This is a genomic window from Komagataeibacter rhaeticus (assembly GCF_003207855.1).
Taxonomy (GTDB): Bacteria; Pseudomonadota; Alphaproteobacteria; order Acetobacterales; family Acetobacteraceae; genus Komagataeibacter; species Komagataeibacter rhaeticus.
On record NZ_NKTZ01000008.1, the window covers coordinates 11,354 to 26,995 of the forward strand.

Consider the following 15,642-nt stretch of genomic DNA (forward strand, 5'->3'; position numbering starts at 1 on the left):
GGCCAGCCCATGGCTGAACGTCCATCGCAAGCTGACGACCGGCTGCCGGACGAAGCAGGGCAGTCGGCACCAGGTCCGTCACCCGCGCGGCGCAGGAGCGCGCTGATCCGCCACCTGCCCCACGGGATCGGGCTGCTGCTGCTGGTAGGGGCTGTGATTGTGGTGCAGCGCGAGGTCCGCAGCCTGCACTGGCATGACATCAGTCTTGCGCTGGCGGCCATTCCCGCCGGCACGTTGTGGGCGGGGGCGGGCTTTACGCTGCTGTCCTATCTTGTCCTGTCTTTCTATGACTGGCTTGCGGTGCGGCAGGTGGGGTGCAGGCTGGCCTTCCGGCGCACGGCGTTCGCGGCCTTCTGTTCCTATGTGCTGTCGCACAATCTCGGGTTTTCGGCCATTTCCGGAGCGGCGGTGCGCTTCCGGCTGTATGGCAACTGGGGGCTGAGACCATTCCAGGTGGCCCAGATCATCGCCTTCTGCTCGGCCACCTACCTGCTGGGGGCCGCCGTGCTGATCGGTGGCGTGCTCGTGCTGGAACCGGGCACGGTGCCCTTCATCGGCAATGCGCTGCCCGCCATGGTAATGCGGCTGGCGGGCGTGCTGCTGTGGGGCGGGGTGATCGCCTATGTGGTCATGGGCCATTATGTGAACGAGGTGAAGATCTGGCGGTGGCAGATCACCTTCCCCTCATCCGCCATGGCGGTCATGCAGACCGTGGTGGCGGCGCTGGAAGTGGCCGCGACCGCCACGATTGCCTACACGTTCCTGCCCGTGACGCCGGGGCTGGATTACGGTACGTTCCTTGCCATCTACATCGCCTCCTACACGGCAGGGCTGGTGGCCAGCGTGCCCGGCGGGCTTGGGGTATTCGATGGCACCATGATGCTGGCGCTGGGCGCCTATGTACCCGCGACCCGCATCGTGACCGCCATCCTGATCTTCCGGCTGTTCTACTACATCGTGCCCCTGTTCGTGGCGGGAATCATGTTCGCCGCCCATGAACTGTTCCTGCGCGGTGATGCCGCCCTTGCGCGCAAGGCGGGTGCCCGCAGTCCGCTGCGCGGGCCGCGCACGGGCCGGGCCAGTCAGGTCATACGGGAAAGCGAGGCCGATTTTTCCGTGGCCGTGGCCACGGGCGCCGTATCACTATGTGGGGGGCTGCTGCTGGCGCTGACGCTGCTCGATCCCGAAAACTGGCTCAATGCCGGACGGCTGCAGCCGGTTTTTGCCATGGTGGGGGATTACCTGCTCTCGCTTGCGGGTGTTGCGCTGATCGGGCTGGGCATTGGCCTCTCGCAACGTGTAACGCTGGCGTGGAAGGCCACGCTGGTCCTGCTGGGCGGTGCCTGCGCGCTGACCCTGCTGCGTGGCTCCCCCATGGCGGTGCCGGGGCTGCTGCTGCTGGTCTGCATGCTGATCGCGCCCTTCCGCAGTTCCTATTACCGCCATGCCCGGATCATGAGCGAGCCGCTTTCGTCCCACACCATCGTGTCGCTTGTGCTGCTGATCAGTTCCGTCGTGGTGCTGGTGCTGGCGGGACCGCATGATTCGGCGGGCGGAAGCTGGTGGGAGATCATGCTGTTTGCCACCCGTCCCGGCATTGCGCAGTGGACGCTGGGGCTGGCGGTCATGTTGGGGCTGGTCATGATCGTGCGGCTGGTGCGGCCGGGGCGCATCCATGTCCTGCCATGGGACAGCGCCACGCGCGCGCGTTATGGCGCGCTGGACCATGCGCTGGAGGGGCTGGGGCAGCGCACGCCGCCGCCCGCGGGACTGATACCGGGGGCACGCCGGCAGGCCCTGCTGCCGTTTGTGCGGCTGGGGCCGTACCTGATCGGGCTGGGTGATCCGGCGGGCAGCATGGATGACTGTGTTTCCACCATCTGGTGGCTGCGTGACCTTGCGGTGCAGGAAGGCTGCCAGCCGGCATTCTGGCGCACGGGCATATGCCTGCTGCCGGTCTATAACGAACTGGGGCTGACCCCCTGGCCGCTGACGGAAGAGGGCGATCCCAGTCACCCCTGGTTCCTGTGTGCCGCGGCCGATGACCTGAATATGGTCCGGGCGCTCATGCGCCGGGCCTTCGTGCCAACCGGGCCGGAAAGGGACTGAGCCACCATGTGCCATGATCCGTGCAGCAGCAGGCGCAGGCCATGACGGCACATGCGGGACTGCTGACCCATTTTTCCACCGTGGTGGGGCTGCCCAGCCTGCCGGGTGCCTTTCTCATGGCGTTTCCGGCGCTGTTTTCCATCGTCAACCCGCTGGGGGCGGCGCTTATTTTCGCGCAGGTTACGGCCGGGCAGTCACGCCGCAACTGTATTGCGCTGGCGCGGCAGGTCGCACTCTATTCCGCCGTGCTCATGCTGGCCTCCATCTGGATGGGGGGGCTGGTTCTTTCATTTTTCGGCATTACCATCGACGCTCTGCGTATTGCCGGCGGACTGGTGGTGGCGGTGCGGGCGTGGTCCCTGCTGCAGGCACCGGAAACGGAGGAAGCCCGCAAGCAGGCCCAGGGCAGCGCGGTGCAGGCCAGCGCCAACATCATGGGGCAGGCATTCTTTCCCCTGACCATGCCCTTTACCGTTGGCCCCGGCACGATTGCGGTAGCGATTGCCCTGGGGTCCGAAGGGCCGCCGGGGGGCAACCATTTCGTGTTCTATGGCGTGCTTTCGCTTGCGGGGCTGCTGGTGGCGGGGATTGTATGGGCCGCCTATACCTATGCCGACCAGCTGCTGTGCCTGCTGGGTACCACAGGCACACGCATTGTCTCGCGCCTGGCTGCGCTGATCCTGCTTTCGATCGGGGTACAGATCCTGATCACGGGCGTGCAGGGTGTGATCCTGTCCAGCGCGCATGCCGTACTGCTCATGGCCAGCTGATCACGGCCTGCGTCCGGCGCGCTGGCGCATTTCTGTAATCATGGAGAAGTTTCTGGTGAAGCTTTTTTCAAAAAGCTTTGAAGAATGCAGCCTTTTTGAAAACAGGTGGCGCCCAGAGACTTTTATTGTTGTGGGTCAGGTCTTCAGTCCGCAGGCGCGGGCGCAATAACAGGTAGTGGCTGGTCTGCCAGAACGGCCTGTACACATGCGCGCAGGGCAGGCAGCACGTCACTGCCAAAACGGGGTGTGCGCCGTTCCCATGCACCGGTGCGCCATGACGGGTGCGGGAGTGGAAAATAGCGTGGCAGGTAGCGGCGGAAGTCGAGGCAGCGCTCACTGACCCGCCCCTTGCCCAGAATGTGCTGCTGGGCATACGACCCCACGACAAGGGTCAACCGGATATCAGGCATCTGCGCCATGATGCGGGCCCGCCACTGCGGCGCGCATTCAGGGCGGGGCGGGCAGTCGCCCCCCTGCGGCAGGCGGCCGGGATAGCACAGGCCCATGGGTACCAGCGCGATCCGGCTTGAATCATAGAATGTGGCCCGGTCTATGCCCATCCACCCGCGCAGCCGGTCGCCCGAGGCATCATTGAAGGACTGTCCCGTTTCATGCACCCGCGTGCCGGGGGCTTGGCTTGCAATCAGCAGCCGTGCCGTGCGCGAGACATGCAGGACCGGGCGGGGGCCAAGCGGCAGGTGGGCGGCACAGGTCTGGCAGGCGCGGATGGCATCAAGCAGGTCTTGCAGGGTTTCGGCCATGGTCCAGCCTTACGCCGCCATCAGGTCGTGTGTCCAGATCGGCACGGTGCGGGTGGCCGGCCCCAGAATGACCTGTTCGAACGCGGATGGCCCCTGTGGCGCGTCAAGGTTGAACAGCATGGTATCCGCATGATCGGCCACGTTCTCCACAAATCCCGCCGCTGGATACACAACGCCGGACGTGCCGATGGCGACAAACAGGTCACATGCCGCCAGATGCCGGGCAATGGCGTCCATATGATGGGGCATTTCCCCAAACCATACGATATCGGGCCGTAGCGCGGGCTGGCCGCAATGGGGGCAGGGTGTGTCGGGATAGCAGTCGGTATGCCATGGCGGGGTGGCATGGCAGTGGGTGCAGCGCAGGCGCAGCAGTTCGCCATGCATGTGAATCACATTCCGGCTGCCCGCGCGTTCATGCAGGTCGTCTATGTTCTGGGTAACGATGGTGACCTGCCCCTGCCACCGGCCGGTGCGCGCGGCCTGTTCCAGTTCGGCCAGTGCGCGGTGGGCGGCATTGGGCTGCACGTCGGCCAGCTGGGCCCTTAAACCATTGTAGAATCGATCCACCCGAAGCGGGTCACGCCGGAAGCCCTGGGGCGTGCAGATATCCTCGATCCGCTCATGGTTCCATAATCCGTCCGGCCCCCGGAAGGTCTGGAGTCCGGATTCCTGGCTTATGCCCGCGCCGGTCAGTACCACGATGTGCCGCATGCTGGAGTGTCTCCGTTCGATAATGGCGTGATGCAGTATGAACAGGGCCCTTAAAACAGGAAAGCCGCCATGGGTGGAACCCATGGCGGCTTTACCTGGTCAGCATTCAGGGAAAGGTGGCTCCGGGGAGCCACCCTGCCGCATTACTGCGCGGCGTCCTGACCGGTGTGCGTCTGCGGTGCAAACGTCCAGCCTGAGCCATAGGGCTGCGGCAGGAAGACCGACCAGCCACTGCTCATGCTGTTCCAGCCCGAGCTGGAAACCGGGGCGCCCGTGTCACGCAGCTTGGTCACATCCGCCGCCGTAACGGTGCCGGGTGCCTTGTTGCCCCAGCTGGTGCGGATGAAGTTGACCACGTCAGCAATCTGCTGGGCGGACAGCGACTTGCTGTAACCCGGCATGGCCACTGCGGACGGTGCCCAGTTGCTTGGCGGCAGCACGCCACCATGTGCAATCACGTTCACCAGCGAGGTCGGGTTCTCGGTCACGACAACCGGGTTGCCAGCCAGCGGCGGGAACATGCGGGCCACGCCACCACCGTCGTTACGGTGACAGATGGCGCATTCCTTCACATACGTATCGGCACCCGGGACACTGGCGGTGTTACCCGAAGCCAGCATGGTCGCGGTGGACGCATCGTAGGTGTAGTTGCCCTGCGAGGGCGGTACCGGCGGCAGGCTCTTCAGGTACTTCGCCATGGCATGCAGGTCCGCATCCGTGAAGTACTGGGTGCTCCATGCCACCACGTCACCCATGCCACCGAATACGGCGGAGTGGTCGATACGGCCGGACTTGAGGAAGGTGTAGATGTCATCCTCGGACCAGCGGCCCAGACCCACGACCGGGTCGTTGCGCAGGCTGGGGGCAACCCAGTTGTCAATCGGGGCGCCACCGGCCAGGAAGTCAGGCCCACCCTTGGCGTCCAGTGCCTTTTCCTGCATGGCGAAGCCACGCGGGGTATGACAGGCGCCGCAATGGCCCGGACCCGTGACTAGGTATTCGCCACGCGCCACGTCGGCATCCGTGCCCGGAGCCGGTGTGTAATCCGCCGGCGCGGGCGAGAACATCATACGCCAGATACCCAGGGGCCAGCGCATGGACAGCGGCCAGGAAATTTCCGGCTGCTTGTCCGGCTGTGCCACCGGCTTCACCCCATGCATGAAATACGCATACAGCGCCTGCATGTCTTCCTTCGTCATACGGGCGAAGGAAGGATAGGGCATGGCCGGATACAGCGTGGACCCATCCTTGCGGATACCGTGGCGGACGGCTTCATCGAATTCCGCAAACGTATAGCGACCGATACCGTAGGTGGGGTCCGGTGTAATGTTTGTGGAATAGATTGTGCCGATGGGGCTCTTGATTTCAAGCCCACCCGCATAAGCCTGACCGTGGAGGGCGGTATGACACGCTACGCAGTCACCCAGTCGTGCGACATACGCCCCCTTTTCGACTAGCGCGGAGTCGGCACTGGGCGTCTGAGCCAATGCCGTCCCTGCCAGCAGACTAAACGCTGCCGCGCTGAATGTCACCTTAAGCCTGTTGATCATTATGTTCACCATCATGCGTCGCGTCGATGCGAAAAATTGTCAAAACCGGGAGATTACGGCAGCTGCTCGGGGATACCGGCAGTGTTCTTCCGGGCGTCAACTTCCCTCTGATAGGTCTCGTTCGCACGCTTGATCAGGAACTGACGAATGTCCTCAATCTCGGTCGGGTTCATGCTGCTGTCGAAGCGGTCCATACCGTAGGCGGTAAGCGCGCCGCGGCCGACAACATTGTAGAACGCATCCTCGTGGCGGATGGAACCGGACCAGCGCAGGTCAGGCAGCACACCCGCACCTTCGGCATTGTCACCATGACAGGCGGCGCAATAGGTCTGGAACTGGAAGTAACCGTTATCCGTACGCTTGCTGTCGAACTCCGCCGGCGGCTTGACGGGCAGGAAGCCCTGGTCGTTCTGCTTGGGCAGGGGGCCGGACTTGCCATCGAGCGAGAAGGCGATGATGCGCGAATGGTTGACGGTCCAGCCGCTGGTGCGGGCAAGGCCACCAAGGAAGAACGGATAGATGCCACCCCAGCCCACTTCGACCGCGACATACTGCTTGCCATTGGCAAGGTAGGTGACGGGCGGCGCGATGATGCCGCTGTCAGCCGCGAAGTGGAACAGGTCGGAACCGTTCGTCGCGTCATAGGCATGGAATTCGCCGTTTGCCAGGCCCTGGAACAGCAGGTCGCCGCCAGTTGCCAGGATACCGCCGTTCCACGGGCCCTTGTGGTCCACGCGCCAGGCTTCAGCCTGCTTCTGCGGGTCCCAGGCCACGATCCAGCCCTTCAGGTCCTTAACAAAGGCCTGCTTGGCTTCGGGCGAGTCGGGAATGCCGACCTTGTTCATGTCCAGACCCAGGTTCCAGCTGTCCGGGTGCGGGGTGAAGCCGCCAACCTGGTTGGTGTACAGGAAGGGCACCTGCTGCGCCGGGATATAGACCAGCCCGGTCTTGGGGCTGAACGCCATGGCCGCGAAGTTGTGGCCGCCAAGGTCACCCGGAATGCCGTACCAGTCCTTGCCCGTAAGGGTGTAGAGCGCATCGGGGTTGTAGATCGGGCGACCGGTCTTGGGATCAAGGCCACTGGCCCAGTTCACATAGACGTAGTTCTTGCCCGAGATGAACTCGCCGGTCTTCGCATCGATGATGTAGAAGAAGCCGTTCTTCGGTGCGTGAACGATGACGTGACGGGTCTCACCGTTGATCGGCAGGTCAAGCGTCATGATCTGCTGGACCGAGGTGAAGTCCCACTGGTCCATCGGCGTTTCCTGGAAATGCCAGACGTATTCGCCGGTTTCCGGCTTCAGCGCCACGATGCTGCCCAGGAACAGGTTGTCGCCCTTGCCTTCGGAACGGTACTTGTAGTTCCACGGCGAACCGTTGCCAACACCCAGGTAGACCAGATCGGCCACGGGGTCATACACGATGGAATCCCAAACCGTGCCGCCGCCACCCTGGCGGGTCCAGGCGCCGGTCGGGCTCCAGGTCTGGTAGGCCTTGTTCATCAGCACGCTGTCGGATGCGGCGTGGTCCGGCTCGTTCTTGGGGTTCGGAACCGTGAAGAAGCGCCAGTCGACCTTGCCGGTCTCCGCATCGAAAGCCGTGACAAAGCCACGGGCGCCGAATTCGGAACCACCATTGCCGATGATCACGCGGCCCTTGGCGATGCGCGGCGCGCCATCAACCGTATAGGAACGCTGCTTGCCCAGCTGGGCTTCGGGCGGGATGGTGTTGACACTCCAGACCAGCTTGCCGGTCTTGGCGTCAAGCGCGATCAGGCGGCCATCGAACGTGCCGAAATAGACCTTGCCGTTCCAGTAGGCGGCGCCACGGTTGACCGTGTCACAGCAGCCCTTGTCGGCAATGTTGCCGGGCACGCGCGGGTCATAGGACCACAGCAGCTTGCCGGTTGCGGCATCGACGGCCTTCATCATGCTCCAGTTGGTGGTGGCGTACATGACACCATCGACAACCAGCGGCGTGCCTTCCTGGCCACGGTTGGTATCAAGGTCCAGATACCAGGCCAGCTTGAGGTTACCAACGTTGGAACGGTTGATCTGGTCCAGCGGGCTGTAGCGCTGTTCAGAATAGGTGCGGCCGTAGGTCATCCAGTTGCCGGGGTGATCATCGGCGTGGATGATCGCTTCCCCCGTGGCGCCCTGCCCGTCATCCGCGGATGCCATGACGGCATGACCCGAGATAAGAGCCGCACATATCGTTCCGGCTGTAAGCGTTCTGCTCAGAGAACGTCTTTTTCCGAAAACGGCAGAAATCATATGTGATGTCCTCAGAAAACTAACGGTTTCGAATTCAGGACGCCCGCCGCTGCAACTTTCCGCCGGGGCAGGCTTTCTGAATGTACCCGGTAAAAAAGCGCGGGGTGCGCCTCTTTTCCGACCAGACAGGAAACCGGCTTCAGGCAGGGTAGAAAAGCAGGCAGTCCGTTTCATCCGAACATAGAGAGGCTAGCACGCCCGTCTCCTGACATTTTAGTGTTCAGGCTCACTAAAACGTGAACATGGTGTCCGATAAGCAATGATACGGATAGCTGGACATTGTGGAGAAATCCTAAAAATGTGTTGATATATCTAGGAAAATTACAATACGTGTCTGGTCGCCGGTGGCATATGGTTCACAATAATTCGTCAGAAATATATTTTTATTATTCATAAATGGCATGAATTATGGATCGGGCTGCCTTGCCGGAACCGTACTGGACCCTCCCCCGCCAGCTTCCGTGCGGAGAATCAGGACGGCAGGGGATAGTGTTCCAGTGCTTCGTGGAAGGGGCCATCAGCATGGCGGATGGAACGGAAAAGCGTGAAATGCCCGACTGTCTGCGGCTGCGATGCGGGCAGGGCGGTAGCCAGCCAGCGTTGCCGCAGCTCCGGACCCGGATTGTGCAGGTGCCCCAGCGTGACATGCGGTACGAAGCGCCGGCTGTTTGGTACCGTGGCGGGCAGGGTGCGATTCATCACCGCGCGCACCCGGCTGCGCAGGTGCAGCAGGGCGGGATCCGGTGCGCAGCCAATCCACAGCACGTCCCGGGCGGGACGGCCATGGGTTTCGAACAGGCCGGGGGCGGCCAGTTCCAGAAGGGGAGGGGCGGCGTGAATGGCGCAGAGGGCGTGATGGATTTCTTCCAGCTGGTGTGGCTGGGTGACCTCACCGATGAAATGCAGGGTGAGGTGCCAGGATTCGGGGGCAGTCCACGCCACGTCCGGCAGGCTGCCCCGCAGGTCAGCCAGTGCCAGCGAGATGGAAGGCGGAAGTTCCAGGCCAATGAAAAGACGCATGATGATCCTGCCGGTAAAAAGGGAGAAACGGCATATGCCGGACTGACAGGTGTACAGTATATATAGTGTGATGTGCCCGGGAGGCATGTTGCCGTATTGTAATGTGTTGGACACGCTGTAGTTCTTGAACGTGTTCTACCGTAGCCCCACATGCTGGGAGAGGCACGTCGGTCCAGGACGTGGAGGAAGGAAACACAATGGCTTTTGGCCCTGATTCGCGGAGCTTCATCCGCCCCACCGCTAACAGCGCCGTGGACTCTGTCGATATGGGCCTGCGCGCCTATATGCTGCGAGTCTACAACTGGATGGCATCAGGACTGGTCCTGACCGGACTCGTCGCCTATCTGATTGCCAATACCGGACTGCAGGCGCTGTTCTATCAGCATGTGCCGCTGCCCATGGGTGGGGTGGCACTGCGGCCGACCGCGCTGTCCATGCTGGCCATGATCGCGCCGCTGGGCTTCGTGCTGGTCATGTCGTTTGGCGTCAACCGCCTGTCCACCCAGACGGTACAGACCCTGTTCTGGCTGTTCTGCGGCGTGATGGGTGCCAGCATGTCCAACATCTTCATGGTGTTTACGGGTGTTTCGGTCACGCGGGTGTTCTTCATTACGGCCGCCACCTTCTGCACCATGTCAATCTGGGGATACACGACTCGTACCGATCTCAGCCGGTTCGGTTCTTTCCTGATGATGGGGCTGTTCGGTCTTGTCATTGCGGGGCTGGTGAACATGTTCCTGCACAGCCCGGGACTGTATTTTGTCTATAGCGCGGTCGGTGTGCTGCTGTTTGTCGGGATGACCATGTTCGACACCCAGCGCATCAAGGCCACCTATCAGCAGTTCGCCTATTACGAAGGGGCAGATCAGGCTGCCAAGCGGTCCGTCTATGACGCGCTCAACCTGTATCTGAACTTCATCAACCTGTTCCAGTTCCTGCTGCAGTTCATGGGCGTGCGCAGCAACAGCAACGACTGAGACAGGAGTCCTGACCTATCAAGACCGATACGGTCTGATATGAGGGGCCAGCAGGGCCGCCACGCAAGTGGTGGCCCTTTTTCGTATGAAATGATGACCCTGACGGGGCAGTTGTTAAAAAAGATAAGACTTATTCATATATAGAAAATATTAAATGACGAGAGTGTGAGCTTCGTGACACTTGCGCAACCCATTGTAAAACAATGATTTTTTTGAATAAATTTTTAGCAATGAAATCTATTGAAATATTATGTGAAGGCTTGCTTCTAAGGCCATTCCGGTCGGATAACCCTTGAATAGAGAAACCATATGAAAGGGTATGCGGCACAGGACATGCGCTTCAGCACACAGGACGGCATCGCGATTTATGGTCCGATCTGCCCTGACAGTAATGATTACGTAAGGTCTGGCGGGCCGTATTGATCAAGATCATGGTCAGCCGGTCGGCAACTAACTCATGACGGATGCAAACCGAAAGAGAGCGTTTTTCGATTTCGGAAGTCGACGTAGGCGCGATGTCGCTGGGTGCCAGGGGGAAAGCCGGATGCATTTTCCCTGCCAAGCGTATAACGTGGCCGTTGTTGTCTAAGCCCGTGGATGAAGCGAGGATGTGAGCAAAACAGGGTGATGTCGAAACCAACGAGGCGTGAGATGAAGAAAAAAATCTTGCCAAGATTAACAAAGCTGATGAGTCTATCTTCGGCAGCGCTGCTAGCAGGCTGCACATGGGATACACTCGACCCCAAGGGCGTGATCGGTTTACACGAGAAACAACTGATCCTGACCTCGACCTACGCGATGCTGCTGGTTGTCATACCGGTCTGCATCCTGACGCTGGTGTTCGCATGGCACTACCGTCAGTCCAACACCGCGGCGGAATACCTGCCGAAATGGTCGCATTCCAACAAGATCGAGGTGGTCATCTGGGCCGTTCCCAGCCTGATCATCCTGTTCCTGGCGGTGCTGACCTACCAGACATGTCATTCGCTTGACCCGTACAAGCCGATTGAGGCTGACGCCAATGTCAAGCCCATTCATGTCGATGTTGTGGCACTGGACTGGAAGTGGCTCTTTATCTATCCGGATGAGGGGATCGCGACCGTCAACCAGATGGCCATGCCGGTCAACACGCCGGTTGACTTCCGGATCACGTCTGACTCCGTGATGAACTCGTTCTTCATCCCGCAGCTCGGCACGATGATCTACGCCATGGCAGGCATGCAGACACAGCTGCACCTGATTGCCAATGAAGCGGGTGACTTCCAGGGTGAATCCTCCAACTTCAGTGGCCGTGGCTTCTCCGACATGCGTTTCCGTGCGCTGGCAATGCCCGCGGACCAGTACAGCGCGTGGGTAGAGAAGGTTAAGGCTTCTTCCGAGCAGCTGGACAGCGCAAGCTATCCGAAGCTGGCCGCGCCGAGCGAGGCCAACCCGGTTGAATACTTCTCGCATGTCGATGCGGGTCTCTTTGATGAGATCGTTGCCAAGTACAACAACGGCATGGTCATGGATAAGAGCACCGGCAAGATGCTGCATGTGCAGCAGTCCGCGATGTCCGACATGAACATGAAGGAATAGGACAGATGTTTGGCAAATTGACTTTGTCGGCCATTCCTTATGATGTGCCGATCCTTGTTGGGACGTTCATCGGTGCGGCCATTGCTGGCCTCGCTGTTGTCGGTCTCATCACCTATTACGGTAAATGGGGCTACCTGTGGCGTGAATGGCTGACCTCGGTCGACCACAAGCGCATTGGTGTCATGTATATCGTTGTGGCCCTCGTGGCGCTGTTCCGTGGTTTTGCGGACGCGATCATGATGCGCTCCCAGCTTGCGCTGGCCTATGCCGGCAACCCCGGCTACCTGCCGCCGCACCACTATGACCAGATCTTCTCCGCCCACGGCACCATCATGATCTTCTTCATGGCCATGGCGTTCATGCAGGGTCTGATGAACATCGTGGTGCCGCTGCAGATCGGTGCGCGCGACGTGGCCTTCCCCTTCGTGAACACGCTGAGCTTCTGGATGACGACCATCAGCTTTCTGCTGGTCAACGTCTCGCTGTTCATCGGTGAGTTCTCGCAGTGCGGCTGGCTGGCCTATCCGCCCCTGTCCGAGCAGCAGTTCAGCCCCGGCGTCGGTGTTGACTACTATATCTGGGCGGTCCAGCTGTCCGGTGTGGGCACGCTGCTGACGGGTGTGAACTTCTTCGCCACCATCGTTAAGATGCGTGCGCCGGGCATGACCTACATGCGCATGCCGGTGTTCACCTGGACCATTTTCTGCACGACCGTGCTGATCATGGTTGCCTTCCCGATCCTGACCGTGGCCATGGGCCTGCTGGGTCTGGACCGTTACCTGGGCATGCACTTCTTCACCAATGACGGCGGCGGCAACCAGATGCTCTATCTGAGCGTGATCTGGGGCTGGGGCCATCCGGAAGTGTACATCCTGGTTCTGCCTGCCTTCGGTGCGTTCTCCGAAATCACGCAGACCTTCTCCCGCAAGCCGCTGTTCGGCTACAAGACCATGGTCTATGCGACCGCTTCCATCATGGTCCTGTCGCTGGTGGTGTGGGTTCACCACTTCTTCACCATGGGTGCCGGCCCGAACGTCAACGCGTTCTTCGGTATCATGACGATGATCATCGCGGTTCCGACCGGCGTGAAGATCTTCAACTGGCTGTTCACGATGTACAAGGGCCGCATTGAATTCCATGCGACCATGTACTGGGTGATCGGCTTCATGATCACCTTCTCGATCGGTGGTATGACGGGTGTCATGCTGGCCATTCCGGCCTCTGACTTCGTCCTGCACAACTCGCTGTTCGTTATCGCCCACTTCCATAACGTGATCATCGGTGGCGTGTATTTCGGTTACGTTGCCGCCATGAACTTCTGGTTCCCGAAGGCTTTCGGCTTCAAGCTGAACGAAGCCTGGGGCAAGCGCGCGTTCTGGCTGTGGTTCGTTGGCTTCTACTTTGCCTTCGTTCCGCTGTATGTCCTTGGTTTCGAGGGCATGACCCGTCGTATGAACCACTACGACAACCCCGAATGGCACCCGTGGCTGCTGCTGGCTGAAGTTGGCGCTGTCATGATCGCTTGCGGTATCGTGTGCCAGCTGACCCAGCTGTATGTCTCGATCCGTGACCGTAACCTGGCCGAGAACCGTGACCTGACGGGCGATCCCTGGAACGCTCGTACGCTGGAATGGTCCACGTCCTCGCCCCCGCCGTTCTACAACTTTGCTATCCTGCCGGAAGTGCATGAGCTGGATGCCTTTGCTCATGACAAGGAAGCCGGTATCGACACCCGTCAGGCCGGTGGCAACTATCAGCCGATCCACATGCCCAAGAACACGGCATGCGGTTTCCTGATCGGTGCCTTCAGCTTCGTGCTTGGCTTCGGCGCGATCTGGTACATCTGGTGGCTGGCGGCTGTTGGTCTGATTGGCGTCATCGCTACGGTGATCGCCCGTTCGTCCGACAATGACGTCGATTACTATGTGCCGGTGTCCGAGGTGGTTCGCATTGAGCAGGAGCACACCCATAACCTTATGGCAGCACAGGCAGCGGAATAATGGCGCAAAACATGACTGCTGATGCAGCCCATGCCCATGATGAACACCACGAATCTCCCGTGGTGTTCGGGTTCTGGCTGTATCTGATGACGGACTGCATCATCTTCGGTACACTGTTTGCAGTGTTCGCGGTGCTGCGTGACCAGTTTGCCGGCGGTCCGACCGGCCACGAAGTGTTCGAGCTTTCGGGTGTTGGCATTGAAACGGCAATCCTGCTGTTCAGCTCCATCACCTATGGTTTTGGCATGATTGCCGCCCACGAGAACAAGGTCAGCACCATGCGGACCTGGCTCGGGGTGACCTTCCTGCTGGGCCTGGGCTTCCTGTTCATGGAAATCCGTGAGTTCTCGCACATGATTGCCGAAGGTAACGGCCCGGATCGCAGCGCGTTCCTGTCGTCCTTCTTCACGCTGGTTGGCACGCATGGCCTGCATGTCACCTGCGGCCTGCTGTGGATGGCGGTCCTGCTGTTCCAGACGGCTGGCAAGACCGAGCTGAACGAGCGCATGATCGGCAAGCTGACCTGCCTCAGCCTGTTCTGGCACTTTCTGGACATCGTCTGGATCTGTGTCTTCACCTTTGTCTATCTGATGAGTGTGATCTGATGGGAGACCATATTTCTTCCTCGGGAGAGAGCCACGGGAGCGTAGGGTCTTACCTTACCGGGTTCGTACTGGCCGTGATCCTGACGGTTGCGGCGTTTGGTCTGGTGATGTCGCATGCGATGTCACCCTCCGCCACGGGCGGGGCGATTGCCCTGCTGGCGGTTGTCCAGATCGTTGTTCACCTGATCTACTTCCTGCACATGAACGGTTCGTCCGAACAGCGCTGGAATGTCATGGCATTTGTCTTCACGGTGCTGTCGGTTCTGGTCCTTGTGGCCGGCACGATGTTCATCATGCATGACACGTCCATCAACATGATGTCGCGCTAAGCGGCGTCATGTCGGGGTTCGGGGGTGGGGCAAACCACCCCCGGGCCGGACAGCATAAAAAAAGACCGGCACGGGGAACCGTGCCGGTCTTTTTTATTGGGAAAAGCGACCCTGCGGTAAAGAAGCCGGGATCAGCCCTTCTGGGGTTCGGGGGAGAGAAGATCTTTTTTGTTGGGCTTGTCTTTCCATTCCTCGGCATCGGCCGGGGCATCGAGCTTGCGCGTGATGTTGGGCCACACGGCGGCGTATTTGGCGTTCAGCTCGGCCCAGGGGGTGGCGCGGTCGTCGCTATCGGGGAAGATGGCCTCAGCCGGGCATTCGGGTTCGCACACACCGCAGTCGATGCATTCATCCGGATTGATTACGAGAAAATTCTCACCCGCGTAGAAGCAGTCAACCGGACAGACTTCGACACAATCCGTGAATTTGCAGCGAATGCAGTTTTCGGTGACCACATAGGTCATCGCCTATCTCCGATCATTATTTGTGCGGCCTGCGGCAATAGGCCCGGCCATTGAAAGGGATGAGGCATCACAGGGGATACGACCTCATCGGGAATGGCGGAAGATATGAGAGTGTTTTCGGGCCGTGGCAAGCCCAAGACCGCAGGTAATGCACAATCAGTGCCAGCATTGGCGGTAGCGCCACAATATTCAGGCGGTTTCCGGAACAATTTCATACAGAAGTTGTGCAAGTGGGGCGGATTGCCGCCGTTCCGCGCAGGCCCTGACGCGAATTACGATCACCGTTTTCCTGTCTGGCGAGGGCAGGGTCAGGATATCGCCAACATGCACCTGGGCGTGGGCCTTGGTCACACGCTGGCGGTTTATGCGCACATGCCCCCCTGTTGCCAGTTGCGCGCAGGCCGTGCGGCTGCGGCCAAAGCGGGCATGGAGCAGCCACAGGTCCAGTCGCTGGGCGGTTGGCATTGCAGGGGGCGGGGTCTGTTTCATGGC

The 15,642-nt window shown here is 60.4% G+C and carries 14 protein-coding genes; 7 read left to right on the forward strand and 7 right to left on the reverse strand.

Annotation, left to right across the window (positions count from 1 at the left end; all coding sequences use genetic code 11):
* The first annotated feature begins 9 nt into the window (after nt 1-9).
* A complete protein-coding gene (locus tag CFR78_RS09500) occupies nt 10-2,109 on the forward strand; it encodes a lysylphosphatidylglycerol synthase domain-containing protein (protein WP_034931513.1) in 2,100 nt (699 codons plus the stop codon).
* A gap of 41 nt (nt 2,110-2,150) precedes the next feature.
* The gene (locus CFR78_RS09505) at nt 2,151-2,879 is read left to right on the forward strand and encodes a MarC family protein (RefSeq protein ID WP_034931631.1); all 729 of its coding nucleotides are present in this window, start codon (nt 2,151-2,153) and stop codon (nt 2,877-2,879) included.
* Between the two features lie 143 nt (nt 2,880-3,022).
* Here the strand turns inward: CFR78_RS09505 and CFR78_RS09510 are convergent, their stop codons facing one another.
* The 5 genes from CFR78_RS09510 to thpR form a co-directional block, all read right to left on the reverse strand.
* Nucleotides 3,023-3,640, reverse strand: a complete 618-nt coding sequence (locus CFR78_RS09510) for a uracil-DNA glycosylase family protein (RefSeq protein ID WP_034931519.1) — start codon at nt 3,638-3,640, stop codon at nt 3,023-3,025.
* 9 nt (nt 3,641-3,649) lie between these two features.
* The gene (locus tag CFR78_RS09515) at nt 3,650-4,354 is read right to left on the reverse strand and encodes an NAD-dependent deacylase (RefSeq protein WP_034931522.1); all 705 of its coding nucleotides are present in this window, start codon (nt 4,352-4,354) and stop codon (nt 3,650-3,652) included.
* Between the two features lie 143 nt (nt 4,355-4,497).
* A complete protein-coding gene (locus tag CFR78_RS09520) occupies nt 4,498-5,904 on the reverse strand; it encodes a c-type cytochrome (RefSeq protein ID WP_007399257.1) in 1,407 nt (468 codons plus the stop codon).
* A gap of 53 nt (nt 5,905-5,957) precedes the next feature.
* Nucleotides 5,958-8,177 carry a PQQ-dependent dehydrogenase, methanol/ethanol family gene (locus CFR78_RS09525; protein WP_007399258.1) on the reverse strand — a complete coding sequence of 740 codons (2,220 nt, stop codon included), beginning with the start codon at nt 8,175-8,177 and terminating at the stop codon, nt 5,958-5,960.
* Nucleotides 8,178-8,648: 471 nt separating this feature from the next.
* The gene (gene thpR / locus CFR78_RS09530) at nt 8,649-9,197 is read right to left on the reverse strand and encodes an RNA 2',3'-cyclic phosphodiesterase (protein WP_034931524.1); all 549 of its coding nucleotides are present in this window, start codon (nt 9,195-9,197) and stop codon (nt 8,649-8,651) included.
* Nucleotides 9,198-9,394: 197 nt separating this feature from the next.
* Here thpR and CFR78_RS09535 point away from each other — a divergent pair, with 197 nt between their 5' ends.
* From CFR78_RS09535 to cyoD, 5 genes are all read left to right on the forward strand, one after another.
* A complete protein-coding gene (locus tag CFR78_RS09535) occupies nt 9,395-10,174 on the forward strand; it encodes a Bax inhibitor-1/YccA family protein (protein WP_034931526.1) in 780 nt (259 codons plus the stop codon).
* Between the two features lie 651 nt (nt 10,175-10,825).
* Nucleotides 10,826-11,752: a ubiquinol oxidase subunit II gene (cyoA, locus tag CFR78_RS09540; RefSeq protein WP_166498128.1), complete on the forward strand. Its 927-nt coding sequence runs from the start codon at nt 10,826-10,828 to the stop codon at nt 11,750-11,752.
* A 5-nt stretch (nt 11,753-11,757) separates the two neighbouring features.
* A complete protein-coding gene (cyoB, locus tag CFR78_RS09545) occupies nt 11,758-13,752 on the forward strand; it encodes a cytochrome o ubiquinol oxidase subunit I (protein ID WP_007399264.1) in 1,995 nt (664 codons plus the stop codon).
* The gene (gene cyoC, locus CFR78_RS09550; RefSeq protein WP_034931528.1) at nt 13,752-14,357 is read left to right on the forward strand and encodes a cytochrome o ubiquinol oxidase subunit III; all 606 of its coding nucleotides are present in this window, start codon (nt 13,752-13,754) and stop codon (nt 14,355-14,357) included. Before cyoB ends, cyoC begins: the two co-directional genes overlap by 1 nt.
* Nucleotides 14,357-14,686: a cytochrome o ubiquinol oxidase subunit IV gene (cyoD, locus tag CFR78_RS09555; protein WP_014106571.1), complete on the forward strand. Its 330-nt coding sequence runs from the start codon at nt 14,357-14,359 to the stop codon at nt 14,684-14,686. Before cyoC ends, cyoD begins: the two co-directional genes overlap by 1 nt.
* A 131-nt stretch (nt 14,687-14,817) precedes the next feature.
* On the opposite strand, the gene fdxA is transcribed toward cyoD, so the two are convergent.
* On the reverse strand, nt 14,818-15,150 hold the full coding sequence (gene fdxA / locus CFR78_RS09560; protein WP_034931530.1) for a ferredoxin FdxA: 333 nt from the start codon (nt 15,148-15,150) through the stop codon (nt 14,818-14,820).
* Between the two features lie 189 nt (nt 15,151-15,339).
* Nucleotides 15,340-15,639, reverse strand: a complete 300-nt coding sequence (locus CFR78_RS09565) for an RNA-binding S4 domain-containing protein (protein ID WP_007399268.1) — start codon at nt 15,637-15,639, stop codon at nt 15,340-15,342.
* Nucleotides 15,640-15,642: the final 3 nt, after the last annotated feature.

Excerpts from the sequence above, each read along its gene's own strand:
- CFR78_RS09525 (WP_007399258.1), bottom strand. The coding sequence starts at position 8,177 with ATGATTTCTGCCGTTTTCGGAAAAAGACGTTCTCTGAGCAGAACGCTT.
- cyoD (WP_014106571.1), top strand. The coding sequence starts at position 14,357 with ATGGGAGACCATATTTCTTCCTCGGGAGAGAGCCACGGGAGCGTAGGG.
- cyoC (WP_034931528.1), top strand. The coding sequence starts at position 13,752 with ATGGCGCAAAACATGACTGCTGATGCAGCCCATGCCCATGATGAACAC.
- cyoA (WP_166498128.1), top strand. The coding sequence starts at position 10,826 with ATGAAGAAAAAAATCTTGCCAAGATTAACAAAGCTGATGAGTCTATCT.
- fdxA (WP_034931530.1), bottom strand. The coding sequence starts at position 15,150 with ATGACCTATGTGGTCACCGAAAACTGCATTCGCTGCAAATTCACGGAT.
- CFR78_RS09535 (WP_034931526.1), top strand. The coding sequence starts at position 9,395 with ATGGCTTTTGGCCCTGATTCGCGGAGCTTCATCCGCCCCACCGCTAAC.
- CFR78_RS09565 (WP_007399268.1), bottom strand. The coding sequence starts at position 15,639 with ATGAAACAGACCCCGCCCCCTGCAATGCCAACCGCCCAGCGACTGGAC.
- cyoB (WP_007399264.1), top strand. The coding sequence starts at position 11,758 with ATGTTTGGCAAATTGACTTTGTCGGCCATTCCTTATGATGTGCCGATC.
- CFR78_RS09505 (WP_034931631.1), top strand. The coding sequence starts at position 2,151 with ATGACGGCACATGCGGGACTGCTGACCCATTTTTCCACCGTGGTGGGG.
- CFR78_RS09515 (WP_034931522.1), bottom strand. The coding sequence starts at position 4,354 with ATGCGGCACATCGTGGTACTGACCGGCGCGGGCATAAGCCAGGAATCC.
- thpR (WP_034931524.1), bottom strand. The coding sequence starts at position 9,197 with ATGCGTCTTTTCATTGGCCTGGAACTTCCGCCTTCCATCTCGCTGGCA.
- CFR78_RS09520 (WP_007399257.1), bottom strand. The coding sequence starts at position 5,904 with ATGATCAACAGGCTTAAGGTGACATTCAGCGCGGCAGCGTTTAGTCTG.
- CFR78_RS09500 (WP_034931513.1), top strand. The coding sequence starts at position 10 with ATGGCTGAACGTCCATCGCAAGCTGACGACCGGCTGCCGGACGAAGCA.
- CFR78_RS09510 (WP_034931519.1), bottom strand. The coding sequence starts at position 3,640 with ATGGCCGAAACCCTGCAAGACCTGCTTGATGCCATCCGCGCCTGCCAG.